Annotated in this window: 26 protein-coding genes and 3 tRNA genes; 9 read left to right on the top strand and 20 right to left on the bottom strand. The window is 61.6% G+C overall.

Annotated elements, in window-relative coordinates; genetic code table 11:
- Positions 1 to 240: 240 nt before the first annotated feature.
- The gene (locus tag HRF45_07125) at positions 241 to 399 is read right to left on the bottom strand and encodes a hypothetical protein (protein ID MEP0766294.1); all 159 of its coding nucleotides are present in this window, start codon (positions 397 to 399) and stop codon (positions 241 to 243) included.
- A 490-nt stretch (positions 400 to 889) separates the two neighbouring features.
- On the opposite strand from HRF45_07125, the gene HRF45_07120 reads away from it, so the two are divergent.
- Entirely contained in the window at positions 890 to 2,302 is a 1,413-nt protein-coding gene (locus HRF45_07120) for a hypothetical protein (protein MEP0766293.1), read from the top strand.
- A 103-nt stretch (positions 2,303 to 2,405) separates the two neighbouring features.
- Here HRF45_07120 and HRF45_07115 read toward each other — a convergent pair whose 3' ends face one another.
- The 3 genes from HRF45_07115 to HRF45_07105 form a co-directional block, all read right to left on the bottom strand.
- A complete protein-coding gene (locus HRF45_07115; GenBank protein MEP0766292.1) occupies positions 2,406 to 2,636 on the bottom strand; it encodes a hypothetical protein in 231 nt (76 codons plus the stop codon).
- Positions 2,637 to 2,638: 2 nt separating this feature from the next.
- Positions 2,639 to 3,502, bottom strand: coding sequence for a prepilin-type N-terminal cleavage/methylation domain-containing protein (locus tag HRF45_07110; GenBank protein MEP0766291.1), 864 nt, complete (start codon positions 3,500 to 3,502; stop codon positions 2,639 to 2,641).
- A 115-nt stretch (positions 3,503 to 3,617) separates the two neighbouring features.
- Positions 3,618 to 4,097 carry a transcription elongation factor GreA gene (locus HRF45_07105; GenBank protein ID MEP0766290.1) on the bottom strand — a complete coding sequence of 160 codons (480 nt, stop codon included), beginning with the start codon at positions 4,095 to 4,097 and terminating at the stop codon, positions 3,618 to 3,620.
- Between the two features lie 424 nt (positions 4,098 to 4,521).
- On the opposite strand from HRF45_07105, the gene HRF45_07100 reads away from it, so the two are divergent.
- From HRF45_07100 to arsB, 6 genes are all read left to right on the top strand, one after another.
- Positions 4,522 to 4,596 (top strand) — tRNA-Gly (locus HRF45_07100).
- Positions 4,597 to 4,691: 95 nt separating this feature from the next.
- The gene (locus HRF45_07095) at positions 4,692 to 5,789 is read left to right on the top strand and encodes a site-2 protease family protein (protein ID MEP0766289.1); all 1,098 of its coding nucleotides are present in this window, start codon (positions 4,692 to 4,694) and stop codon (positions 5,787 to 5,789) included.
- Between the two features lie 110 nt (positions 5,790 to 5,899).
- The gene (locus tag HRF45_07090) at positions 5,900 to 6,268 is read left to right on the top strand and encodes a helix-turn-helix transcriptional regulator (protein ID MEP0766288.1); all 369 of its coding nucleotides are present in this window, start codon (positions 5,900 to 5,902) and stop codon (positions 6,266 to 6,268) included.
- Positions 6,258 to 7,091, top strand: coding sequence for an arsenite methyltransferase (locus tag HRF45_07085; GenBank protein ID MEP0766287.1), 834 nt, complete (start codon positions 6,258 to 6,260; stop codon positions 7,089 to 7,091). The genes HRF45_07090 and HRF45_07085 overlap by 11 nt, the downstream gene beginning before the upstream one ends.
- On the top strand, positions 7,088 to 7,495 hold the full coding sequence (locus HRF45_07080; GenBank protein MEP0766286.1) for an arsenate reductase ArsC: 408 nt from the start codon (positions 7,088 to 7,090) through the stop codon (positions 7,493 to 7,495). The genes HRF45_07085 and HRF45_07080 overlap by 4 nt, the downstream gene beginning before the upstream one ends.
- Complete coding sequence (gene arsB, locus HRF45_07075) at positions 7,483 to 8,529, top strand: ACR3 family arsenite efflux transporter (GenBank protein MEP0766285.1); 1,047 nt, start codon at positions 7,483 to 7,485, stop codon at positions 8,527 to 8,529. Before HRF45_07080 ends, arsB begins: the two co-directional genes overlap by 13 nt.
- A 56-nt stretch (positions 8,530 to 8,585) precedes the next feature.
- On the opposite strand, the gene HRF45_07070 is transcribed toward arsB, so the two are convergent.
- The 8 genes from HRF45_07070 to HRF45_07035 form a co-directional block, all read right to left on the bottom strand.
- Complete coding sequence (locus tag HRF45_07070; protein MEP0766284.1) at positions 8,586 to 9,026, bottom strand: hypothetical protein; 441 nt, start codon at positions 9,024 to 9,026, stop codon at positions 8,586 to 8,588.
- A 108-nt stretch (positions 9,027 to 9,134) separates the two neighbouring features.
- Positions 9,135 to 9,764 carry a prepilin-type N-terminal cleavage/methylation domain-containing protein gene (locus HRF45_07065; GenBank protein ID MEP0766283.1) on the bottom strand — a complete coding sequence of 210 codons (630 nt, stop codon included), beginning with the start codon at positions 9,762 to 9,764 and terminating at the stop codon, positions 9,135 to 9,137.
- On the bottom strand, positions 9,761 to 10,135 hold the full coding sequence (locus HRF45_07060; GenBank protein MEP0766282.1) for a hypothetical protein: 375 nt from the start codon (positions 10,133 to 10,135) through the stop codon (positions 9,761 to 9,763). Before HRF45_07060 ends, HRF45_07065 begins: the two co-directional genes overlap by 4 nt.
- Positions 10,132 to 10,494 carry a hypothetical protein gene (locus HRF45_07055; GenBank protein ID MEP0766281.1) on the bottom strand — a complete coding sequence of 121 codons (363 nt, stop codon included), beginning with the start codon at positions 10,492 to 10,494 and terminating at the stop codon, positions 10,132 to 10,134. Before HRF45_07055 ends, HRF45_07060 begins: the two co-directional genes overlap by 4 nt.
- 105 nt (positions 10,495 to 10,599) lie before the next feature.
- Entirely contained in the window at positions 10,600 to 10,986 is a 387-nt protein-coding gene (locus HRF45_07050; protein ID MEP0766280.1) for a hypothetical protein, read from the bottom strand.
- A 636-nt stretch (positions 10,987 to 11,622) separates the two neighbouring features.
- On the bottom strand, positions 11,623 to 13,431 hold the full coding sequence (locus HRF45_07045; GenBank protein MEP0766279.1) for a glutamate mutase L: 1,809 nt from the start codon (positions 13,429 to 13,431) through the stop codon (positions 11,623 to 11,625).
- A 400-nt stretch (positions 13,432 to 13,831) separates the two neighbouring features.
- The gene (locus HRF45_07040; GenBank protein MEP0766278.1) at positions 13,832 to 14,509 is read right to left on the bottom strand and encodes a ComF family protein; all 678 of its coding nucleotides are present in this window, start codon (positions 14,507 to 14,509) and stop codon (positions 13,832 to 13,834) included.
- On the bottom strand, positions 14,510 to 15,022 hold the full coding sequence (locus HRF45_07035) for a DUF1854 domain-containing protein (GenBank protein ID MEP0766277.1): 513 nt from the start codon (positions 15,020 to 15,022) through the stop codon (positions 14,510 to 14,512).
- Positions 15,023 to 15,190: 168 nt separating this feature from the next.
- On the opposite strand from HRF45_07035, the gene HRF45_07030 reads away from it, so the two are divergent.
- A complete protein-coding gene (locus tag HRF45_07030) occupies positions 15,191 to 15,469 on the top strand; it encodes a hypothetical protein (protein MEP0766276.1) in 279 nt (92 codons plus the stop codon).
- A 102-nt stretch (positions 15,470 to 15,571) separates the two neighbouring features.
- Here the strand turns inward: HRF45_07030 and araH are convergent, their stop codons facing one another.
- The 8 genes from araH to HRF45_06990 form a co-directional block, all read right to left on the bottom strand.
- Positions 15,572 to 16,513: an L-arabinose ABC transporter permease AraH gene (gene araH / locus HRF45_07025; protein MEP0766275.1), complete on the bottom strand. Its 942-nt coding sequence runs from the start codon at positions 16,511 to 16,513 to the stop codon at positions 15,572 to 15,574.
- On the bottom strand, positions 16,510 to 18,006 hold the full coding sequence (locus HRF45_07020; GenBank protein ID MEP0766274.1) for an ATP-binding cassette domain-containing protein: 1,497 nt from the start codon (positions 18,004 to 18,006) through the stop codon (positions 16,510 to 16,512). Before HRF45_07020 ends, araH begins: the two co-directional genes overlap by 4 nt.
- A 13-nt stretch (positions 18,007 to 18,019) precedes the next feature.
- A complete protein-coding gene (locus tag HRF45_07015) occupies positions 18,020 to 19,054 on the bottom strand; it encodes a substrate-binding domain-containing protein (protein ID MEP0766273.1) in 1,035 nt (344 codons plus the stop codon).
- Between the two features lie 163 nt (positions 19,055 to 19,217).
- Positions 19,218 to 19,703 carry a VOC family protein gene (locus tag HRF45_07010; GenBank protein ID MEP0766272.1) on the bottom strand — a complete coding sequence of 162 codons (486 nt, stop codon included), beginning with the start codon at positions 19,701 to 19,703 and terminating at the stop codon, positions 19,218 to 19,220.
- A gap of 190 nt (positions 19,704 to 19,893) precedes the next feature.
- A tRNA-Ile gene (locus HRF45_07005) sits at positions 19,894 to 19,968 on the bottom strand.
- Between the two features lie 52 nt (positions 19,969 to 20,020).
- Positions 20,021 to 21,391: an MmgE/PrpD family protein gene (locus HRF45_07000; GenBank protein MEP0766271.1), complete on the bottom strand. Its 1,371-nt coding sequence runs from the start codon at positions 21,389 to 21,391 to the stop codon at positions 20,021 to 20,023.
- 52 nt (positions 21,392 to 21,443) lie between these two features.
- Positions 21,444 to 21,519: transfer RNA gene (locus HRF45_06995), tRNA-Lys, on the bottom strand.
- Positions 21,520 to 21,612: 93 nt separating this feature from the next.
- Positions 21,613 to 23,256 (bottom strand): peptidase S8, encoded by a 1,644-nt coding sequence (locus HRF45_06990; protein ID MEP0766270.1) that lies wholly within the window; start codon positions 23,254 to 23,256, stop codon positions 21,613 to 21,615.
- Between the two features lie 327 nt (positions 23,257 to 23,583).
- Here HRF45_06990 and HRF45_06985 point away from each other — a divergent pair, with 327 nt between their 5' ends.
- Positions 23,584 to 24,276 (top strand): PEP-CTERM sorting domain-containing protein, encoded by a 693-nt coding sequence (locus HRF45_06985; GenBank protein MEP0766269.1) that lies wholly within the window; start codon positions 23,584 to 23,586, stop codon positions 24,274 to 24,276.
- The last annotated feature ends 91 nt before the right edge of the window (positions 24,277 to 24,367 follow it).

The raw sequence follows: 24,367 nt of genomic DNA, 5'->3' as shown, positions 1-24,367 counted from the left end.
CACCCTGACGGCCCCGCTACCATTCCGCACGATGTATGCGCAGGCGAATTGCACGCGCCGGGCGATGGGCTGGGGCTGCGCAACGACAAGTCTCCCCTGCAAGAGCAGTGGAGACTCCTCCTTCCATGCTTCTATGCTTTCCATGCTTTTCGCATGCCTAGACGTTGCGGCTGCCGACTACCTCAAGGCTACCGCCCTCAGACCACCCGGCAGCCGAACGTCGAGGCCCAATTGGTCCCGTTACCCATCGCCCAGCCTCGCCACTGCATCCAGCGTCAGGCCGTCCTCCTCGTCCCATAGTCTCCCGACGAGGAGCTTCGCGCTAGAGAACCCATACTCCGTTTCCTGTTCCACCAGCCCACGCCTGACGGGATTCTCGAGGATGTACCTGATCTTCACCAAAGCATCCGCTTCCGTGCTTCGGCATCGCCGCTGCGCTCTGATACCGAAGCATTGAAAACATAGAAGACCGGGCGCCCTGGGAGGGGCGCCCGGCCAGAGATGAAAGTACCTCGAAGCCCTTACCGGCTACCCTTCGAAGAAGGAGCCAGCATCCCAGACCCCGGCACGACGCCCCCCTCCTCGAGAGGAGGAGCGTCGACCGGAGACTTCTGCTTAGCCAGCTCATCGAGAGTGGACTCGGTCTTGTGCTGTCCGCCTCCAATACCCACCTTCTGGGCTATGAGCCAGGCTCCGCCGAGAACGATGACCGCGATGACGACGATCCACCAAGGGTTGGAGCCCTCCTACACGTCGGCTCGGAATGCGACCTTCCAACTTTGCATACCAGTCTCAGCTTAGGTATACTCAATGGGACTGAGGCCTCTAGCCACGTCGTGTACCCAAACTATTGGGCCAGGGTTGTTAGGAATCTCGATAGGAGATCGTGATGAAACTTCACATGCTGATCGCAATGCTTAGCATGGTGGTTCTAAGCAGATCTGATGATCCGTCCAAGCACCACCTGCTCTTCTCATCGGGAGCCCCCGAAGTCGCACTTCCGTGGGACTCCAACGCCGTGCAGAGGCCCTATGCGCCACCCGACGCGTCAGACCCCGACCTAACCCCAATCGTCCCGTACGTTGTTTCGTCCGCGGACTCACGTTACGCCATGCGATTCGTCCTGCGCTCGTCCGCCCGCGTTGACCTATTGCAGCTTGCCGTTCGAGCGGGGGCACCTGATGCAGTCAGCGTACGGATCTACGCGGACAACGACGGCGTGCCTGGACAGCTGATCGAGTCTGCGTCCCGCGACGAATCCGGCGACGCCGTGTGGACGGCCACCTACTACAGCCCAAACGCAGTGTGGTTCGTGGACCAATCTGTGCTCTACCTCGTTGTTGACTTTACGCAGCAGAGCTCAGGCATAAGCCTTGACGCTGGAGCGTACTGGATGACCGTGCACGGGACGGACGATCCACTGAACATTTGCACTGGTGCGCCTGGCGGGAGCAACCGCAGCCTCGGCATCCGGTTCACCGACGATTCGGATTGGGAAGACTTCGAGACCTGGGCGTACGCGGCGGCTAGCTACTCGACAAACATAGTCAGGTGGTTCTCCAGCGGGTGGTTCGGGAACGAGTTGCCTGGGTCAAGCATCTACCGGCCCTCGTTTGCGCTGTACGAGCTTCCGCAGCAGTCTGGACTAGGTGGGGGGCGCCTGACCGGCTCCATCTGCATCAGCGGCTGGGCGGGAGACAATCGTGACAATTACTTCCGTGAGGACTCGGGCTTTGTACCGGAGATCACGCCTGAGTCGCTATGGTGGACATATTGGTCGCTAAGTGCGGACATCGTTCTCACGGCACCCGGCGAGCTTAGGCCCATCATTGTTGAGACCGTGGCGCTTACACCCGACGACTCAGCACCGCGCCTCTCATACGATGTGAGACACCTGCAACCGGGAACCTATGACGTCTACATCTTCCCCCGGCATTACCACGTGGCGAAGTGGACCTGCTCCGACGGGCAGGACGACTACGGGCAGACTTACCTTCGCGGCCTCGGGCACCCCTTCGTGCCCACCTGTCTAGGACAGGGCGTCTTGTTGACTGAGAACCAGCAGACCGTACTTGGCCCCTCCTCAGTGGCGAGCGGAGACGTTGACCTCGACGCCTCAGTGGCGCTCAGCGATGTGTCACTTGTGCTCCTGCACCTCGGCTCTACTGTACGGGGCTCTTGCCCCCCGAGCTGGGAATCCTACCACCTAGCCTGTGACGTGAACTGCGACGGATCTATCGATCTCGCAGATCTGAGCCTAGTTCTGATCAACCTCTCAGCTCAGGGCCCGTCACGCTGGTAGGCGGACAGCCCTGATCATGGGCAACCCTGTCCAAGCTCGGTCCGAGCTTGGGCAGGGGCTGCACATCGCGGAATCCTCCGCCTACAGACACTGTGTCCAGTCGCTACCGGCTACCCTTGACTGACGGGGCGACCATGCCAGAGCCCGGCAGGACACCGCCTTCTTGGAGCGGCTCGTGCTCTCCCGGCGCCTTCTGCTTGGCCATCTCATCCAGCGCGGATTGGGTCGAGTGTTGGTCAGAACCGGCCCCGACCTTCTGGGCGATCAGCCAGACGCCACCGAGAACGATCACCGCGATGACGACGATCCACCAAGGGCTGACGTTCTTCTTCATCCCTATTTCCTATCCCACAGGTAGGCATCTCGGTCGAAGATACGGCCGGTCCACTTGTCCTTGACCTCGCACCCCGCGGCGATCTGCGGGATCTTCATCGTCTTCACGTGGGTGTCGGTGAAGATCACGTTGACAAGGTCACCGTGCCACGGCCAGGAGCCGCCGTACACATTCCATGCCAGTGGATCACTAGGCTTCCAGCCCTCGAACCACCAGAACGTCTGTACGGAGCCGTCGGTGGGGATCTCCATCGTATCTTTGCCGTCCGTCGTGAGCCTGGCGGGTGGATCGAGCGCCCAGTTACCGCCCCCCTTTGGAGCGCCGTTGTTCGGATCTCGGTCCCAGATGCTATCAACAGCCATGATCATGGCGGCGCGCGCTTCGATACGCCCATCCTTGATGGGCACGGCCATGTCAACGCCGTTTACGCGCCACAGCGGAGATAGGTACTGCATGTTGAGGCCGACATTTGCTAACGTACCGCGGCCGTAGTACTTGCAATTCGTATCATTGGGCGCGCAAGGAGCGCCCGTTACGATGTTGCGTTCGAGAATGTCCGCTCTCTGGTTCGGGTCAGCCGGGCAGCTCAAGATGTTCCAGCTCTTCAAATACGGCTGAATCGTCCACGTCCAAGGCTTGTCAGGGTAATAGTTGATGGCTGGGTAGAGGTTCGTCGGTGGGAACTTCGTGCCGTTGTCTCCCTTATACATCTCGACGCCTTTGCCGACCTGGTTGAAGTTGTTCGAGCACTGGATCTTCTTGGCCTGGCTTCGCGCCTGGGCGAAAACCGGGAAGAGAATGGCTGCGAGGATAGCGATGATTGCAATCACGACGAGCAGCTCGATGAGTGTAAAGCCTCGCCTCATATAGGTGAAACCTCCTTGATTGCCCGGGCCTTTGAGGCGCGATACGCCTTCGGAATGCCCAATGGGCTATTTATTGTATCTTAACAGGACCGATCTTGTTCCAAAAGCAGGCATATTACGCAGGTTCAGCGACAGACACGATGCGGTAATGCGCTTCCCCACGTGGGCTCTGAACCGCCACCGTCTCTCCGACCACCCTTCCGATGAGCGCTTTGCCCATCGGGGACACGATGGAGACCAATCCGTGCTCGGGGTCGGCCTCGAAGGCGCCCACCAGGGTGACGGTGAACTCGCCGCCTCGTTCCACGTCGTACAGCGTCGCCTGGGAGCCGATGTGGAGCATCTCGCCCATGCCGTCCGGGCGCTCGACAATCTTGGCGTGGTCCAGGATCCACTCGAGGTCCCGGATCCGCCCTTCCAGCCGAGCCTGAACCGATTTGACCTCTTCGTACGCGGCGTTCTCGCGGATGTCTCCGTGGGCGCGGGCCTCTCGCAGCGCCTCGCCCACCTGTGTCCGCTTCGGGCCCTTCAGTTCCTGCAGCTCTTGCAGCAGCCTGTCGCGGCCCGCCTTGGTCAGCAGAACTTCGTCCTTCATATTAAGGAATAGCCTGACACGCCACACGGTCACAGGTCAAGGGAAGCCCTGTCGTGAGGCCGGGTGCCATGGGCGGGCGGAAAAAATCCCCATATCTCCATCCGCCCTCGAGGCTGAGCCGGTTGCAACCGTCATGCTGAGCCCGTCGTAACCCTCCGAGCCCAATCGCTGTCGTCATGCTGAGCCTGTCGAAGCATGCATCTAAGAGAGGCGAACGTGCCCAGGGAGACCGAGAGGGTGCGGTACATGATCCGATGCTTCGACAGGCTCAGCATGACGGTCTCACCATGGCGGTTTCGGACACCTCAGGCTCATACCGGCTCAGCCTCGAGGGCGGATGGAGACATAGGAGTCGCCGATATCAGCCTCCTGCACACCCGTTCCTTGACACGCTGTGCAGACGGGGCTATACTTCAGCCGTTGAGCGGGAGTAGTTCAGCGGTAGAACGTCAGCTTCCCAAGCTGAATGTCGAGGGTTCGACTCCCTTCTCCCGCTCCATTGCATCGCTTCTCAGGGCCTTTCGTGTCGCAGGCACGGTTCATCACGTAACGAATCGGTAGCATGGCTCGCGCAACGCTGAAAGGAAATGCAGCATGAAATGGTCTTGGAGGATCGCGACTATCTCGGGTATCCCCGTGTACATCCACGCCACGTTCCTTCTCATCATCGGGTTCGTGTTGTGGGTTCACTTCGAGCAGGGGCACAACCTCGCTACCGCGCTCGGCGGCGTACTCTTCACCTTGCTGCTGTTTCTCTGCGTGGTTCTGCACGAGTTCGGACACGCTCTGACCGCTAAGCGCTACGGCATCAAGACACGGGACATAACGCTCCTGCCCATCGGCGGCGTGGCCCGGCTCGAGCGAATGCCGGACGACCCACGGCAAGAACTGTGGGTGGCGCTGGCGGGTCCCGCCGTAAACGTAGTAATCGCGATCGCGCTGTACATCGCCCTTTCCATCAGCGACGGGCTGAAGGATCTTTCGCGAGTGCAGATCGTTGGCGGCGGGTTGCTCCCGAAGCTGATGGTGGTGAACATCTGGCTGGTGGTGTTCAACATGCTGCCGGCCTTCCCGATGGACGGCGGAAGGGTCTTGCGTGCTCTACTCGCCATGCGCATGCCATACGCTCAGGCGACCCAGGTTGCTGCGGGCCTCGGCCAAGGCATGGCATTCATTTTCGGCTTCATCGGGCTGTGGATCGGCCACCCGTTTTTGATCTTCATCGCACTGTTCGTGTACCTGGGAGCGGCGGGCGAGGCGTCCGCGGCGGTAATGCGCGCATCCTTCGAGAACGTGCCGGTACGGGAGGCGATGGTGACGCAGTTCCAGACGCTAGACTCCAACGCACCTCTTCAGACCGCCGTAGATGCCCTCCTTGCGGGCTACCAACAGGACTTCCCGGTCTTGGAGAACGGTGTAGTGATCGGGGTCCTGACTCGGCAGGACCTAGTGAACGCGCTGACAACCGGAGGCCCTAGCCAGCCAGTCTCGAACGCGATGCGGCGTACCTGCGACGCGCTCGACGCCGAGCAGATGCTGGACGTCGGGTTTCAGCGCATCCAGGCCTCCGACTGCCATTCTTTGCCGGTGCTGAGCCGCGGGCAACTGGTGGGGATGATTACCGCCGAGAACATCGGCGAGTTCGTGATGGTGCGCTCGGCGCTTCAGCAGCGCTCGGGGCGGACCAGGTAGCGGCGTCCGGCAGAGGACCTCATTCGGTAGATGAGGGGGCGATAGTCCCGGCTTGGGGCTCCTCCGCGGGCTCAACACTTCAATAGTTCTATAATTATCGCAAAGACGCGATGACACCGGACCAAATCAAGCTCGCAAGATACTTCAAGGCGCTGGGCGAACCGACGCGGCTTCGGATCTTCTGCTTCCTGCGGGACGTCTGCCGTCCCGTGGCCATGGACGATTCCGGCGATGTCCGCCGCGTGCACGGCCAGACTGTGGGCGAGGTGTGCTGCCACGTCACCGGCGAGGAGCGGGTGTCTTCGGCCGTCTCCTTTCACCTGAAGGAGCTACGCACGTCGGGCCTGATTGACGTCACCAGGCAGGGCCGACACCTGATCTGTTCTGTCAACCCGGAGGCAGTTCGAGCACTAGCAAACTTCGTGGAGGCCGCCGAGGAGTGTTGCGTCGAGGAAGGAGCGACGAGTGATGGCAGATGAGAACGACCGGTCCGAGCAGATAGAGCAGGCCGTACGAGAGAGATACGCGGGGGCAGCCTTGCACGTGATCTCGGGCGAGAAGGGCAGTTGCTGCGGCTCGGGAGGCTGCGATCCAATAACGGCGGATCTTTACAGCCGTATGGAGACTGAAACGCTGCCGGAGCAGGCCGTGCTGGCGTCGTTGGGCTGTGGTAACCCGACCGCATTGGCAGAACTCAGAGAAGGAGAAACGGTCCTGGACCTAGGGAGTGGCGGCGGAATTGACGTACTGCTGTCCGCCAAGCGCGTGGGACCGTCCGGGTTTGCTTACGGCCTAGACATGACGGACGAGATGCTGGATCTGGCCGAGCGCAATCGGGAAGCTGCCGGCCTCGAGAATGTTCGGTTCTTGAAGGGACACATCGAGGCCATCCCGCTCCCAGACGATAGCGTAGACGTGATCATCTCGAACTGCGTGATCAACCTATCGGCGGACAAGGACCGAGTGTTCGCAGAAGCCTTTCGCGTGCTGCGCCCGGGCGGACGCTTCGCCGTGTCGGACGTGGTAGTGGAGGGCGAACTGCCAGAGGCGGTGCGAAAGGACATGGAGTTGTTCGTCGGGTGCATCGCGGGGGCACTGGAACGGACCGACTACGTGCGGAGGCTGGAGGCGGCAGGCTTTATCGAAGTGAGTGTGGAGCCGACGCGCCGCTACACGTTTGCCGACGCGGAGTCAGTGGGTCTGAAACCGGGGGCCCTTGGTCTGTTGGATACCGAGGAGAGACTGCGACTGGACGGAGGTATCATGGCAGCGTTCATCCGCGCGAGGAAGCCGCACGCATGAAGCGGGTGCTATTCGTATGCGTACACAACGCCGGGCGCAGCCAGATGGCCGAGGCATTTCTCAGGCGGTTGGGTGCGGATGTCGCGATCGCGGAGTCGGCTGGCACCGAGGGTGGAGCAACGCTCAATCCGATGGTGGTGGAGGCGATGGCAGAGGTCGGATACGACATGTCGGGGCATACACCCAAGCTGCTGACACCCGAGATGGCACAGGCGGCCGATAGGGTGATCACAATGGGATGCGGGGTGGACGCGGAGTCCTGCCCGGCACTTCGCATGGAGTGCGAGGACTGGGGGTTGGACGACCCCAAGGGACGGCCGATTGAAGAGGTGCGAAGAATACGGGACGAAGTACGTGCCCGAGTCGAGCAGTTGGTGGAGGAGTTGAGACGATGCGACGGCTGAGCCTGCTAGACCGCTACCTCACGTTGTGGATATTCCTGGGCATGGCGTTCGGGGTAGGGCTCGGTCACTTCTGGCCCGCCGTGGCGCAACTGAGTACCCGCTTTCAGGTGGGGACCACGTCCATCCCGATTGCGGTAGGGCTGATCCTGATGATGTACCCGCCGCTCGCCAAGGTGCGGTACGAGGAGTTGCCGAGTGTGTTCCGCGACTTTCGCATCCTTGGCATCTCGCTGCTCCTCAACTGGGTGATCGGGCCGGTGCTCATGTTCGCGTTGGCACTGCTATTCCTCGCGGGCTACCCGGAATACATGGTCGGTTTGATCATGATAGGTTTGGCACGCTGCATCGCGATGGTAATCGTGTGGAACGACCTCGCAAAGGGTGACACCGAGTACGCTGCGGGGCTCGTGGCATTCAACTCGATCTTTCAGGTGTTCTTCTTCTCGGTGTACGCCTACGTATTCATCACGCTGCTACCGCCGGTGTTCGGCATGAGGGGTAGCATCGTCCAGATAAGCATAGGCCAGATCGCAGAGAGTGTGTTCATCTACCTCGGCATCCCGTTCATCGCTGGTATGCTAACACGCTTCACCCTGGTGCGGGCGAAAGGGCGTGAGTGGTATGAGAAGAGGTTCATCCCGGTGATCTCGCCCATCACCCTCATCGCGTTGCTGTTCACCATCGTCGTCATGTTCTCGCTAAAGGGTGAAGTGATCGTGCAGCTTCCACTCGACGTGCTACGGATCGCGGTGCCTCTGCTCTTCTACTTCGTTCTGATGTTTCTGGTCTCTTTTTGGATCGGAAAGAGCTTGGGTGCCGACTACTCCAGAACCGCGACAATCTCGTTCACCGCTGCTAGCAACAACTTCGAGCTCGCCATCGCAGTTGCAGTGGCAGTATTCGGTATCAAGAGCGGAGCGGCGTTCGCAGCAGTAATCGGTCCCTTGGTGGAGGTCCCGGTGCTGATCTCGCTCGTCAACGTCTCGCTATGGTTCCAGCGCCGCTGGTTCCGCAGCCTGCCCTCGGTCGCCTGACTCCGAGCCACGGGTGCATGCACCCGCGCGGTGCGCATCGAGGCGCCCCTCCCCTCTCACCCCAGGCGCTCTCCTGGGTGGGACGTGGAGACCTGCCCCTTGCGCTCACCCACGCCGAGGTCCAGATACCAGTATCCCACCCAGCACAGGGCTGCACTGCTACCCCCGATGAGAAGTGGAACGGCGGCGTCGAACAGCGTATTGTACGTCAGGATCCCGTGGGATTGATACCCAAGCAGCATTCGGAAGCCATTCATGAGCGCTGCTGCGGTTACCGCACAAAGGGTGATGCTGATGCCAGGCTGGCGACGACTCAGATGCCAAAGTGGCCCGAGAACAAGCAGCCCAAGCCCGCCAGAAACCAGCGCGCTCACTGCCACCCCCTGGCTGTACACGCGCGTGCCCACGCCGATCGATACCCATACAAGCCCGGAGAGGAAGCCCGAAGCGAACCAGATGCCCGCAACCATGCCGAACCAAGCCAGCCACTTCCCCATCGTCCTACCTCCCACTCGCTCCCTCGATGAAATACGTGTAGTTATCGCAGAACGTGAAGGCCCATGGGTCCCCTTCGTCCAGCCCGCGCATGCTTGCCACCGATCCATCTATCTGGAGCCGCAATACCTGCCAAACGGCACGAGCGTCGTCTGATTCCTGCACTTGTACCCGTGCCATGGGCAGGCGAGGATCCCGAGGCGCGGGGCTCGCGCCAGGATCCAGCGCCAGTGGTAGGCGCCGTCCCAGGGCTCGAAGTGGCGAATGTAGTGGTAGCTCACGGGATAGCGCACGTAGGGCGGCACATCCCACGGGCAGCCGATGATGAGTGGGAACCGAGTCCCGGTGGTCGGTCTCGGGTCTGCACCGCAATGCATTACCCTCATGTCCTTTGCGTACGGCTCGATGGCCGACAGATACCGCGGCGCATTGCGCCAGCCGCCGTGATCATCGCAGTAGGCTTGAAGCGCGACGTAGAGATTGCGCAGGTTCGTCGTACAGGACGCGCGCAGTGACTGCCGTCGCGCCTGCAGCACGACGGGGTAGACCAGCCCCAACACGACCCCTACCACCGCGACCACCATCAGCAGTTCGATAAGAGTGAAGCCGCGACGCCACCGGCGCTGTGCCCGCAGCGGCGGCGCACGTACACCGGCGTGGGCACCGTGAGGGCCAGTCGCTGCGGCTGCGCCACTGCCTCCTTGGCGGTGGAGATCCCGTTGCTTTCGCCTAACCGTCATGGCACCCAGACCGGGCAGACGAAGTTCTGCAGGTCGTTGGCTCGGGCCTCCTCACACGAGATGGTGAAGTTGCAGCAGCCGCCGTTCAGCACGCACGGATCGGGGTAGCAGTCTGCCATATGCTTGCCGAGCAATGCGCCTGTGTATGGATCGTAGCAGCAGTAAAGCCAGCAGCCCCACGCGTATCCGTAGTTCCAACTGATAGGATTGCAGTAGTGCCCGGGCCAGTCGTAGCAGGCCGTGATCGGCCGCCAATACCTTATCCAGGACTCTCCCGGCCCGCATGGCACCGCCCCCGTTACGGCGATCCAACCCACGGCCCCCAGGGCCGCCACCAGCGCGGCTCCTCTCCAAAGCGATGTCCTTCTCATCTCTCTCCTCCGGTTTCCAACACTCCTTCCACCTGCCGCAATATGGCCTCAGCGTCGGCGTCCTCGATGGGCCAGGATGAATGTTGCCAGACGACCCTGCCCTCCGCATCCGTGACGACGAGAAGAGGCGACATACTGACGGTGATGGTGTACCGAAGCGGGGTACTCGCGGTCTCCACCGGACGCGGGAAGATCCGTGAGTACATCCCCAAGTCCTCTTTGGGTCGCACGAATGCCACACGCTGCCCGAAGGCGGCCCGGAGAATCCGGTACGCCGACTCACACGGCGGGCACGCTGGCTTCCCCATTACAAACACTCGATTGGCGATTGCCGTTGGGCCGGCCTCAACTGATTGCACGAACCTCTTCGTCGGGACCCTGAGGAGTGACGGCTGCTGGGGGCGCGCGCCCACTGGCACAAGCCCCTGATCCGTCTGCATGGCAACGCTCGCGGTGGCTACTGCCTAGGGCGCCCAGACCGCGAGCGACGCGCCCACTAACACGCCGACAGGGAGCGGCCCGGCAAGTTTCGGCAGGGGCATACTCAGCTCGCGCACCGCTGCGGGCATGGCCCCCCCAAGAAGGCTCACCAAGAACAGGAAAGCCGTGCAGGGCCAGCAGACGCGCGTGTCGCTAATCAGCAGGAAGAACTGGCCGGCCAAGAGCGCGGCGAGCACGCACGGCACCACTAGTTGACGTACCGGGCTTGTCGCCCTTGCACCCGCCGCAGCGGCACCGATGCCGCAAGCCGCGATCGCCATCCCCGTTGCAGCGGCGGTTCCAGCAGCATCACACGATGGGCACGTGAGGCTCATCTTGACCGCTGCGGCGACCGCCGCGATGCCCAGCACGAGGGGGCCCGCTGCGCCCCGATGCGGGTGCTGAAGGCCATTCCCAGCGCGAAGCCAAGGAGCACCACAGCCAACTGCATGTGGGGGAACGGCGGTCTGTCCCAGCGGCCAATGACTGATAGCGCCGTGGCAATGTCCCGGGCCCCGTCCACTCCCAGTAGCGCCCTCCCGGCGTGGTGGTCACCAAGAGGGGCAGTACAATCGGCTTCGTCAGGCGGGGTAGCCCGTGCAACTCTCGAAGGCGGTTGTACGCGGCCCGCGATCCCGGCTTCGACCAGTCCCACACCTCGATCCCCGGTGTCCGTACGATGTCGGCAAGCATCACGCGGCACTGGGGGCAGCTTGGGGCGGTCACGAAGTAAGCGTCGTACTGCGCAGCGAGCGCATCAGTCTGCGCTGAAGCCGAGAGTGAGTAAGCTATTATTGTCGGAAGACCCGCTGCTGCAACGAGGACGGGTAGCAGAGCGATCAGGACCCGGCACCGCATGGAGAGAGCCCCGGCAGCGGCCTTAGAAGAGGATGGTGGCTTCGCGATCACCTCGCGTCCTCACTCGGATCCTATGTTAGCACATTCTCTCACGAAATGCAAGAACACGCCGTGCCTCGGATCTGTGCCTACTACGTCTGGCCTGATCGCTAAGGTTCTGGAAGACCGAACGCCGCCAGCCACTCCTTCAGGCGTGTGACCCGCTCCGCGTTGTTTTCCGGTAGTTTCAGCGGACGCCCTCGAGCGTCGATCATGATGCCGACCACGCCACCGTTCAGCACCCGCCGGACCGACTTGCCCTTCCCTTCACCCAGGTCGAACCCCCGGGCTGGCCGGATCTCTGCCTCCACCGTCTCGCGCTCCGCCAAGGGGATGACGAGAATGTCGCCGAAGGCCACCTTGTGCTCGGTTCCACCAATCGCGACCGTTACGCACGGCTCACCCCTCTTCGCAGTTCCGACCGGCGCGATACAATCACCGAGCCTGACCAGGCAGTCCCGATCGAACACTTGATCAGCGGCATCCGGCAGAATCTTCGACAACACGCCTAGCTGCGGCATCATGAAGATGGAGTCGACTGCCAACATCGTGATCCCTTGCGGCTGATAGGCATCCATCATCATCAGTGCGCTTTGAGCGCGCCTCGGCGCATGGCTCAGTACGCCGCCAGAACCGATGATCATGCCCAGCGCGAACATGTCTACGAGCGTCATGCCCGTCTCTGTCTGTTCGAACGCCTCGCCGATGCCTCTCTGTTGCTGAACACCCTTTAGTCCGCGTGCCAGCAGCTTGTGGTGCTCGAATGCCAGTCGAAGCGCCTCGCGCGCCACCGCCTGCTCCAGCAACAGGTCATGGTAGGACTGCGGGATCGTGGTAGGTCGGATCATCTTGTTGCGCATCCGATTGCGCACTTCGAACGGATCGATCTCGAAAGGCACCCAGCGCTGGATGTTGGCTACGCCAGTTTCCGCTAGCACGTTGCAGATCGAGTAGCTCATTCCGAGGTTGGCAGACACCGTGCGGTTGGCCGTGCCACCGAAGACGGAGAAGGTGTCGGTGGTGGCCCCGCCGATGTCCACGCCGAGTATGTCCATGCCCCTCTGACGTGCGATGGTACGCATGATCTCGAACACTGCGTTGGGGGTCGCCATGATGTCCTCGCTGACCCACTCGGACAGCTTGGAGTAGCCCGGTGCCTGTTGCATCACGTGCTCCAGGAACAGCTCGTGGATGGCATCGCGGGCTGGTCCGAGCTGCTCTCTGTCGAGGCTCGGTCGAAGATTCTCCACGATCCGGGTGTCGATCTTGCTGCCGAGAGTCTCCTTGATGGTCTCGCGTGCATCCTTGTTGCCCGCGAATATGACGGGCAGCTTCATGCCGCCGAACCGCGGCTTCGCATCCGCAGCGAAGATAGTCTCGGCGATATTGTTGAGCTGATCTACGTTCCCGCCATCGGTACCCCCTGACAGGAGTACCATGTCGGGCCGAAGCATTCGCAGTCGCTCGACGCGCTCGTGCTCCTTTCGGCCATCGTCCACCGCTACCACGTCCATGATGATGGCTCCGGCACCGAGCGCGGCACGCTCTGCGCTCTCGGCGCTCATCGTACGCACGAGGCCCGCAACGGTCATCTGAAGGCCGCCCCCGGCACTCGACGTGGATAGATAGAGGTCGGCGAAGTTCTCGTCCTTGCGAGTCCCGGTCCTTTGGCCCCGGTGAATGTACGCGACGACCTTGCCGGTCTCGTCGAGGAACTTCTTGCCAGAGAGCTCCTCCACTTCGCTCACAGCGTTCTGTACCCCCACGGTGACGTCCTCGAACGGCGCTTCTACGGTGGTCGGAGCCTCGCCACGGACAATAAGCCGGTACTCGTCTCCCTTTTTCTCGATGAGGATGGCCTTGGTGGTGGTGCTGCCGCAATCCGTTGCGATGATGGTCTGGACTTCGTTGTCGGACATGTCGTGCGCGTTCCTCCAGCGGTTTGGTCGGGGTGGATTCGACCAAGAGTCTAGCATTGCGCGGGGCTTCGGCAAAACGAAACGGGATTTCTTGGCTGCGGACTTGACAGACCGCGATTCATGGGTTAGACTGGAGTCCGTGAGAGGGCGGATCACCGTCCCGGTTCCGAGCAGGAAACTGCTCGTTTGTTTTGACTATTGCCTTGACTTGGATAGGAAGAGGATGCAATAAGCATCCCGTCTCTGAAGTACGCTGACAATTGTGTTTGTGATTCCTCGATCTGGATAGGTAAGGGTCTCATAAGACCCATCACTGCTTTGTAGTGTTTGGACCCATCTGGCTGGTGTGAGTGCTTCTTTGTGAGCGCTCGGGTAAGCACTCACCCAGTCATTCCCGTTCTCAGTCTTCCCTACACACCGTTATAGCCGTGACGTGGCTCGCGCCTGCCGACATCAGCTCCGCCGCACACTCCCGCAAAGTGTAGCCGGACGTGTACACGTCGTCCACCAGCATGAAGCTCCGCCCGGTCACCCGACCCCGGTTGACTACTCGGAAAGCCCCCTCGATGTTCCTCCGCCGCTCCTGTCGTGAGCGACCCACTTGCGGAGGAGTTCGCCGGTGACGGATGAGCACGTCCGTAGCGCAGCTCAGTCTCAAGGCCCTTGCAACTGGTCTGGCAATCAGCTCGGCCTGGTTGAAGGTCCTCTCCCGCTGCCGAGAGACGTGGATTGGGACCGGTAGCACCTCGTCCACATCGGCAACCTCGGGCCAAGCCCGGACGGATTCGGCGAGCAACTCGCCGATAGCGGAGCCGAGCGCATAGACGCGGTCGTATTTCAGCCTTCGTACGGCAGCGCCTGCCGCCCCGTCGTAATGGAAGGCCGAGCGGCAAGGAGCGGGTGTATTCTGGCAGCGGTCGCAGGGGCGGCCGGGCCGCCCACAGCGCGGGCACACAGGACCGACGATGGGTGCGAGCAGCTGTCGGCAGTCGTCGCAGAAGATCGGGCGTCGAAGGCCGTCGCAGACTCCGCAACGCGGAGGAAACAGTAGGTCGAGCAAACCCTCGACCAGCAGCATCTAGTTCAGTTGCTCCAGCAACACCTTGCTTCGCTCGTCCAGGGCAGACCAGTCCGGAATCTCGAAGCGCACGCCGTCCACGCTGGTAATCATCCACCTGCCGGGCGATAGCTCGTACGCGTTGTCGCGCCAATGCCGCACGTAGAACTCGCAGCGCCCACGGGTGGTCTCGACGTCGAACAGCCAGAGGGTGGCGTCCTGCTTCAAGCCCTTGATGGCGAGGATTGCGGGGGTGAAGTAGCGGCGGGAAAGATCCTGTCGGACGATTGCCGCTTGTGGCTCGGGCAGGGCCGAGATGTCGGCGATCAGTCCGATCTCGTTGCCTTCGGCGTCATATGCTCCGATGTAGCGCTCAGGGTCGGAGAATGGGTAGGCGCGTGCGAAGTGAACGTCGTAGTAGGTCGTCTCACCGCCCACGGTCATCTTGGGGGTCAGCTTGTGCTCGTCCATCTCGATCTGCAGATCGCCGGGCTCCAGCACTCGGACCTGCGGCATCGGCCGATCGCCACTCATGCGGGGATTCTACCGCGTGCTTCGTAAGCGCCCCGAGACCCTAAAGAGGACCCCGCCAGAAACCGAAATCTAGGGTAGGCAGCAGGCGCTACCGGCGGGCTTCGCGCTGGGGCGAAGACGACGGCTTGGCTTGCGCCAAATACCCGATTACGGAGTTAAGGGAAGAGCATGAAGAGCAAGAACTCTCAGACCACCACCAACTACACCCCTGGGACCGCTCCCGTCTACAACTGGAACGACATCAACGAGCCGGGCACCTACCTGTTCATCGAGTGGGGCACGCTTTGCCGCGTGCCGTACGACGGCGTCGCAGAGGGCAGGAGCCCGCGGGTGACGTTCTTCAGCAACATCCCCGTAGCCGTGGCGAAGCTGTCCGACGATCCGTACATCCCGATCTCCAAGGCCCGCCAGCTCGCGGCGGACAACGACCTCGTCGTCAACTTCTAAGCGGTTCGTCGAAACCGACTTTTTGAGCCGGGGAGAGGGCTAGCCCTCTCCCCGGAGTTCGTCTGGGGTCCCCCTGCTCCGCGCCGCCACGTATCGAGATAACTACTGCTTCGCTAGCAGCCGGTACTTGGCACGGTCGAGCAGCACGGCGAGCAGCAGGATAATGCCCGTCACCACCATCTGATAGAACGCATCCACGTTTTTCAGACGCATCACGTTCTCGACGATCCCCATGATCAGCACCCCTACCACGGTACCGCTCATCGTACCCACGCCCCCAGACAGCGACACACCACCCAACACGCAAGCCGAGATTGCCTGAAGCTCCAACTTCTCACCGGCATTGTTGCTCGCCACGACCAGGCGCGATGCCGTGATGACCCCCGCGAAGGCTGCTGCCATCCCCGAGATGATGAACACGGCCATCTTGGTCCTCGCCACTGGGATGCCGGCCAAATGCGCCGCTTCGCGGTTGCCGCCGATGGCCAGCGTGTTTCGCCCGAACACCGTCTTGTTAAGCAAGATGCCGAACAACACGAAGAACCCGATCATGATCCAGATTGGCAGCGGAATCGAGAAGAACGTTTGATTGCCCAAGTACTCGAAGCCCGGGCGTGAAGCGGTCACCGGGGTCCCGTGCCCCAGGATATTCGTCAGACCGCGCACGATCTGCATGGTGGCCAGCGTGGTGATTAGCGCGTTGATGCCGAAGCGCGAGATCACGACGCCGTTCACGGACCCGACTGCCGCACCCGCACCCACTGCGGCTACCGTCCCGAGCCACAGGCTGCCGCTCGCATTCGCAACCAGCACTGCGACCATCCCGCCCAGCGCCAACGTCGAGCCGACCGACAGATCGAAGTCTCCACCCGCCAGGCAGAACAGCATCGCGCACGCCACGATCCCGACCGACGTCACCTGCAGCCCTAAGCTGATCATGTTGTTCAGGCTGAGGAATTGCGGCGCGATCAGGAATGCGGCCAATACGACGAAACCGAACACGATGATCATGCCCGACTGGACGACGAACTGCTTTACGTTCATGCAGAAACTCCGGTGGAGGCGGATTTGGGCAGAGCAAGCTCGAGTAAGGCCTGCTCGGTGGCCTCCGAGGTGGGCATCTCACCCGTGACACGACCCTCGCACATGACGATGACACGGTGGCTGAGCGCCAGTATCTCGGGCAGCTCGCTGCTGACGAACACCACGCCGATGCCCTGCGCGGCGAGCCCGCGAACGATTGCGAAGATCTCGGCTTTGGCACCGACGTCTATGCCCCTCGTAGGCTCGTCGAAGAGAATTGCCTTGACGTCCTCGCTGAGCCAACGCGCGAGGATCACCTTCTGCTGGTTCCCTCCACTCAGGTTGGCCACCGGTGTCTGCAGCGAGCTTGTGCGGATGCGGAGCCTTTCGATGAAGCGCTGCGCGTTCTCCCGCTCCCGCTGAGCGGCAAGCCATACCCGCAGGCGCGCCAGCGCTCGCCGGATGCTGAGGTTGATGTTCTCGGAGACGGAGAGCATTGGGACGATGCCCTCCTTCTTTCGATCCTCTGGACAGAAGACGATGCCTGCACGAATGGACGAATCGGGCCCACGGCGTGGGGCGGGTACGCCCCGCACTAGCACCTGGCCTTCCGTACCCATGTAGATAGCTTTGAGCAGCTCCGTCCTGCCCGCACCGACCAGCCCGAAGATGCCCACGATCTCCCCTTCCCTGGCAACCAGGCTGACCGGCTCGGCGAGGCCCGGCCCACGTACGCCGTGCACCTCGAGGACCGGCGGTCCGTACTTCGACGGGATCTCCGACTTGACGTGGATCAGTTCTCTGCCTACCATGCGGTTGGTGATCAGCCCTGCGTCCACGCCCTCCATGCTCTCAAAGGTCTCGATATGCTGGCCATCCCGCAGCACCGTACACGCATCGCATAGCTGCACCACCTCGTCCATGCGATGCGACACGTAAAGCACGGATAGCCCGCGATCCCGCAGTTCCCGGATCAGCGCGAACAGCGTGTCTACCTCTCGCGCGCTCAGACTGCTCGTAGGCTCATCGAAGGCGATGACCCGTGCATTGCGAGAGAGAGCCTTTGCGGTCTCGACCATCTGCCTCTGAGCGAGGCTGAGGGACCCCACTCGCGTCCAAGGGCTCACATCCAACCCAACTCGCCGAAGCGACTCGGTGGTCCTCCTGGCCAGCTCCCGTCGGTCTACGAATGGGCCTTTCCGAGCGAAGTGCCCGAGCCACACGTTCTCGGCGACGCTCATCTCGGGCACCAGGTTGAGTTCCTGGTAGATGACCGCCACCCCGGCATCCAAAGCCTCCCACGTGGTGCGGAAGCGATAAGCCGTGCCGTCAATCTCGACGTGGCCGGTCTCCGGCCGGTGCACCCCGCTAAGGACCTTCAGGAGCGTGCTCTTGCCTGCCCCGTTTTCTCCGCAAAGTGCATGGATGCTCCCATCCGCGACGGCGAACGAGACGTTATGCAGAGCCTGCACGCCCGCAAACGCCTTAGAGATGGAGTGGAAGCCGACCACGATCGCTGCTGGTGGGCTACGGCAAAGACAGGCCCTGTTTCTTCAGAGCCTCCTTGTAGTTGTTCTTGTCTATGATGGTGCCAGTGGTGTAGGTCTCCTTAGGGGGTTCCTTGCCTTCCGTGATCCAGCGGTACATCATCTCTACCGTGTCTGCTCCGTGAACTCTCGGCTGAAGCAGCACAGAGGCTACCATGCCGGTAGGCGTGCCCTTGGCCCATTCAGCTGCAGCGAGTGCGCCGTTGATGCCCACCCCGATGATGCCGGTGGCGGGAATGCCCCGATTCGAGATGGCCCGGATACCCCCGAGCACGCCATCGTCGTTGGAGCTGAAAACGACCCACTTGCGGAAGTGGCTGCGGGCTGTCAGCACGCCGTTCGCCGCGTCGCTCGCGGCTGCGATGTCCACCGAGCCGGTCCACGGCGCTTCGAAGATGTTCGACTCCCGGAACCCGTTCGCCAGCAGCACTTCCTTGGCGCCGTTGACGCGTTGCCTAGCCGTCTCTAGCGCGGGAGCGGTGATCGCCAGACCAGCGACCTCATCCGGCTTCCAGCCACGACGACCCATCTCATCCACGATGGCCTGACCCACTTGCTTGCCGATGTTGTAGGCATCAATGCCGAGATGCGGGATATCGGTAAGTGGCTTGCCATCTCCACCGACGAGCCGATCGTCCACGCTCATCAGCTTCATGTCGTGCCTCGCGGCCGCCGCCTTGATCGCGCTTCCTAACTGCACCTCAGGAGAGCAGATGATAATGCCCTGGCAGCCGTTCGTCGCCATCGAGTCGATGGTGGTGAGCACGGCGTTCCCGTTGAGCGCCTCCTGGACGATGAGCTCGGCGCCGAGTTCCTTCGCCTTCTCCTTGGCGAAGCTGGTTTCGCTCTGGAACCAGCTGTCGGCCATGGACTTGACGATGAAGCCGATCTTCACGTCCTTAGGGCCGCCGCCTGGGTTCGAGGGGTTCTGGTTGGTGCCGTTCTTGGTGTCGGGGTTGCAGCCGAACAACAGCAGGCCGAAGGCAACGACGGCAAGTGACGCTGTTCTACGCATGGCAGCACTCCTTTGAGCGGATTCCGAGGCCGGGGGTACCGACGACGCTGCGAAGACAGTTCGCCTCAGCCCAGGGCTTACCTTCTAGCGCTCGTGCGTTATCGTCGGTCGGCCCCGTGCACGGTAGCAGCAGCCCACTGGCACGATAAGCCGGAACCGGGAGCTAGATACCAGCGTAGGCGCGCTTGAGTGCGGCGATGTCGAGGCGCTTCATCGTGATCATCGCCGCGAACATGCGTTCGACCTTTTGGGGCTCCCCAGTCCGCACGAGGGTTTCTATCTCGTCCGAACCGAGCTGCCACGAAAGTCCGTACTTGTCCTTGACCCAGCCGCACATCTCGGCTTCGCGATCAGCCGACAGCTTCTCATAGTAGCCGTCCATCTCGTCCTGCGACTCGCAAAGCACCATGAACGAGACTGCATCGTTGAAAGTTACAGCCGTGCCGGCGTTGAACGCGACGAAAGGCTGTCCGTTCAGGTCGAAGTAGATGGCCAAGACCGACCCTTCCGGCAACCCCGTGACGTTCGCCGCCGACTCTCCGCAGAGCATTCTCCCAGTCACTCTCGAGTTGGGGAACAGCGACGTGTAGAAGTCAACGGCCTCTTCTGCGTTGTCGGCAAACCACAGGTGAGGGATAATCGTCTTCATGGGCAGATCATCAGCTCCTCTCGTTGCACTGGCTATCACTACGAAGTCCGACACCGAATAGGTTCACTTGGCTCTATGATGGCCGCCCCGTGCGCACGGGGGCCGCGAGCTGAACCTACCTACCGTGATTCACTCGGCTGGGATCTAATGCTAACTGGTGTGCAGTCACCCGAAGCGGAGCGAACCGTGCTGGTGGGCCCGGCAGGATTCGAACCTGCGACCAAGCGGTTATGAGCCGCCCGCTCTACCCCTGAGCTACGAGCCCACACGCAGCCGATTCTAGCACCCTTAGAGGCTGCGCTCGCTGAGAGCAGAGCCTAGCCCGCAACCAGGAGCGGCACAATCTCCGAGATGTCTGCGCACTGCTCCAGATTCATCAAGGCCTCTCGGATCGCATCGCACCGCGCTTTGTCGAAGGCGCCTTCGGCGAGCGCTTCGAACTTCACGCTGATTTCCTCGACCGTCATCGGGTCGCGGTAGTCGCCCTTCGGGACGTCCACTCGCTCCGAGAAGGACCGCCCGTCCTTCAGCGTCACGGCCACGCGCGAAGGCTGGATGTCCGGGAACAACTTCTCGAACTCCTCATTGGCAACGGCTTTGACCGTGTCCATCAACGGATGTAGGGCCGGGTCCGCGATGCGCTCTGCGGTGAACTGCAGCGGTGTCACTTGGCGGTCGGCAACCGCGACGGCGAGGCAGTAAGGCAGGCTGTGGTCGGCAGTCTCTTTGGAAGCAGGGCGGTACTTTGCGGGATCGGAGAGGATGTCCGCCGCCCGGGCGATCGTCTCGACGCGAATCTCCTGAACCTGCTCGGGATGAATGTCGTGTGTTTCGACCAGCCGTAGTAGTGCGGTGACAGGAGAGTGGGACAGCGCTTCGATGGGGAACGCCTTCATGCCGCACCGTGCGATTCGGTAGTCGCGGCCAAGTCCCTCGGTGAGGATGTCCGTCTTCCAAGCCGGTCCCAGACAGTGCATCAGGCCTTCTTTGCCGTCCAGCACGTGCTCCGGCCCTGTGTAGCCCTTTTGCGCCAACAGTGCCGCGACCACTCCGGCCTGCGTCGCCATCGGGTCTACGGTGTTCTTCATCATCGTCAGCTTGCCTGCGGTGACTGCGCCCAGAGTTGCCGAATGTGACGCGGAGATGCCCACAGCGTGCTGGATCTGCTCCGCAGTGAGTCCGAGCGCCCTGCCCGCCGCGATGGGAGCGGCGAATGCAGTCAGCGTCGCGTGGTGCCATCCTCGCTCACGGATTCCGGGGTCTCCGAACTCACACAGGCGCATCTCGATCTCGTAAGCGATGACGGTCGCTACGATGAGGTCTTTGCCAGACAGACGCTTCCATTCGCAGATGGCGAGAGGTCCGGAGAGGATGTCCGACGGGTGGCATGGGTCGGCCTTCCAGTAGATATCGTTGTAGTCCATCGCCCGGATGGCGAGCGCGTTGAACAACGAAGCATCCACAGCAGAAGTGCGGTACCCAGTACCTATGCACGTGCACTGCGGGTTGCCGCCCATTTCCCGAAGGTGGTGTAGGAGCAGCTCGCAATCCTCTTGACGGTAGCCGCCAAGCGCGCACCCGATCGAGTCGTACAGAAACCGCTTAGAAGCGTCCACGGCTTCGGGAGTGAGGTCTTCGTAGCGCAGTCCGGCGGCCCATTCCGCCAGCCGATAAGTGACGGTTGCCATCGCATTACCTCTTCGTATTGCGTGTTCTCGAGCTGCGTCGCTCGTGATTCCCTGGTGAGCCGGCTGGGACTTGAACCCAGGACCCACGGCTTAAAAGGCCGTTGCTCTACCGACTGAGCTACCGGCTCCGGGCGCGAATCCTACCTGTCGGCTGGTGAACGTGTCAAAGAATCGACGGGGCGCCCTATCGGGCGCCCCGCGAAGGCCTGCGAGTTAGGCCTCTACTGACTCGTCAGCTTGATCTGCAGGAGGTCCGTGTAGGCCGTATGCGACTGACCAGAGGACGTCCTGACCAGAACGCGCACTCGGTTGGAGGATGAAATGTAGTCGGACATGGGGCTCGGGAAGTTGATCGTCCTGAATGCTTCCGTAGTCGTAAGGTTGACTCCGCTAAGAACCGTTTCCCAGCGAGCCAACGGCCAATTGTAAGCTTGGACGGTTAAACCGGCCGTTCTCGATGCCCGGGCACTCAGTTCGATGACCCCGCTAACCCAGGCGGCAGAAGACACGACGTACTCGGCATAGTACGAGGTAACGCGAGACGAGCCGGACTTGACTGCGGACACTTGCAGGAACTGATTGTCGTCGTCGTGCAGCAGAGCGGGGTTAGCCGACCGCATGTTGCCGATGAGCCTTACCACACTCGTGGCGTCGAAGGTGAGAGTCTGGCCCCCTCCGCCACCCAACTGCGCCATGGCGGCACCTAGGTCTATGCGTCCGCTAGCAACCCAAGTGCCGACGTACACCGCCGTGCTCTCCAGCAGATTTCGGACTTGTGTCGCAGTGGCGTTGCTTCGGGCGCCACCAATCTTGCTGTAGAGCAGTGCAGCTGCGCCGGCAACGTGCGGCGACGCCATGGAGGTGCCTGAGAGATACGCGTATCCCGAGCCATAGGTCGAATAGATGTCGCGGCCGGGTGCGGCAACGTCTACCCAAGATGCTCCATAGTTCGAGAAGGATGAACGCGCGTCGTTGCTATCCGTGGAGGCAACTGCGATGGCGTTCGGGTAGGCAGCCGGGTAGAACAGCGAGGTGCTGCCGTTGTTGCCCGCAGCACAACACACGACCGCGCCGCTGTTCCAAGCGTTGTCCACGGCGGATTGGAGTGTGCTCGAGCTGCTGGTGCTTCCCAAACTCAGGTTTATCACCTTCGCACCGTTGCTCGTCGCGTAGTTGATGCCGGAGGCGACGTTCGTGAGGGTACCGGAACCGTTGGAACCGAGGACCTTCACAGCCATGAGCTTGCAGTTGAAGCCTACTCCTGCGACGCCCGTAGCGTTATTCGTCTCGGCGGCCGCAATCCCGGCGCAGTGGGTGCCGTGGCCGTTGTCGTCCATTGGATCGTTGTCGCCATTGTGGAAGTCGTATCCACCGACGTATTTGTCGTTCAGGTCCGGGTGGTTGTAGTTGATGCCGGTATCCACGATGGCGATGACGGTCCCGGCATCCCCTTGGCCATAGTCCCAGGCCACTTCGCAACGAATCTTCTTCGGCCCCCACTGATTGGCCCAATACGTGTCGTTCGGCGTGAACGCCGTGTGCAGGATATAGTCGGGTTCAGCAAAGCGAACCCTCGGGTCCGCGCTTACCGTTCGGATGATTGGAAACACGTCATGCTCGACCGGGTACGCGATGAGAGCGACACCGATCTCCGGTAGCAGCCGGGCTACGGTGCCCCCGAATAGCCGCTCGCCAAGTTGGATGGCGGGGAGCACACCACCGTGGAATCCGACCAGGACATGTCCCTTCACATAGGGACTGCCGTCCGGAGCAACAGCCACTTCGTACGCCGGGGCCTGCGTGAGGGCCCGAACCGATAGAAGAGTGAGAACGCCAGCAGTCGCCAAACATCTTCCTAAGTTCATTTTCTCCAAACTCCTATCACACCGAGAGTAACTCCTTCCGCGATGCTCACGAAACGAGATCGGCACCGTGATCAGAGGCTCCCCGAAGGGCACCGCTAGGATACGACGCTCTAATCTGATGCCAGAAAGCAGTATACGATGAAATGCTTGCCTGCGCAAGGGCCAGAGTTTCACACCCGGGTTGTAGGCCCTCAGATCGCCGCGTAGGCAAAAATGTGCCCCGAGACCTTGCCTCTATACCGGGTTTTTGCCCGGTAACTCACTGGCCATTTGGCATGAAATGTGTTACTATGTACACGAAGTTCAAACGTAAAGGAGGGGTCAATTATGAAAGTGAAACTTGCCTCTCTTTGCTTTGTCGCCGCGGCGACCTTCGTGCTCTCGGGCACGGCCTTCGCAGCGTGGTCGGATAACTTCGATTCATATGCTTCCGGTTCGAACCTGAATGGCCAGGGCGGCTGGTTCGGCTGGGACGGCGTGGCCACTTGTGGCGACGTCGTCAGCTCGGTCGCACTCAGCAGCCCGAACTCGGCGATGATCGACAACGGTGACGATACGGTCCACACCTACACCGGCGTAAACTCCGGCGCGTGGACGTACACCGCTTGGATGTTCATCCCCGACAACTTCGCCGGCAAGACCTACTTCATCTTGCTGAACACTTACAACAACGGCGGACCTTACAGCTGGAGCGTCCAGCTCACGTTCGACTCCGCGACCGGTAAGGTCACTGACGACATCGGCTCGGGCCTGAGTCTGCCGTACATCGTGGGTGCTTGGGCGGAGATCAAGGTTGACTTCGACCTGACCGCCGACACCAAGTCCATCTACTACGGCGGCAACTTGCTCGGGGCCAGCGGCTGGAAGAACGACGGCGTTTTGAATCTCGCCGCCGTGGACCTATACAGCGAAGGGTCTCCGGTCTATTACGATAACCTGTCGCTCGTTCCCGAGCCCGGCACGCTCGCCGCGCTGGTGTTCGGCCTCGGCGCGCTCGTGATTCGACGCAAGCGCTCGTAACCGGCAGGGACCGATAGTAGGATGCTGGGCCGCCCGATGCCCTGCGGTGTCGGACGGCTTAGCATCGGAGCCCCTGAACTTGGCACGGTCG

Source organism: Fimbriimonadia bacterium (genome assembly GCA_039961735.1).
Taxonomy (GTDB): Bacteria; Armatimonadota; Fimbriimonadia; order Fimbriimonadales; family JABRVX01; genus JABRVX01.
The sequence above is the reverse complement of the archived record's forward strand: the minus strand, read 5'-3'. Positions and strand labels throughout refer to the sequence as shown.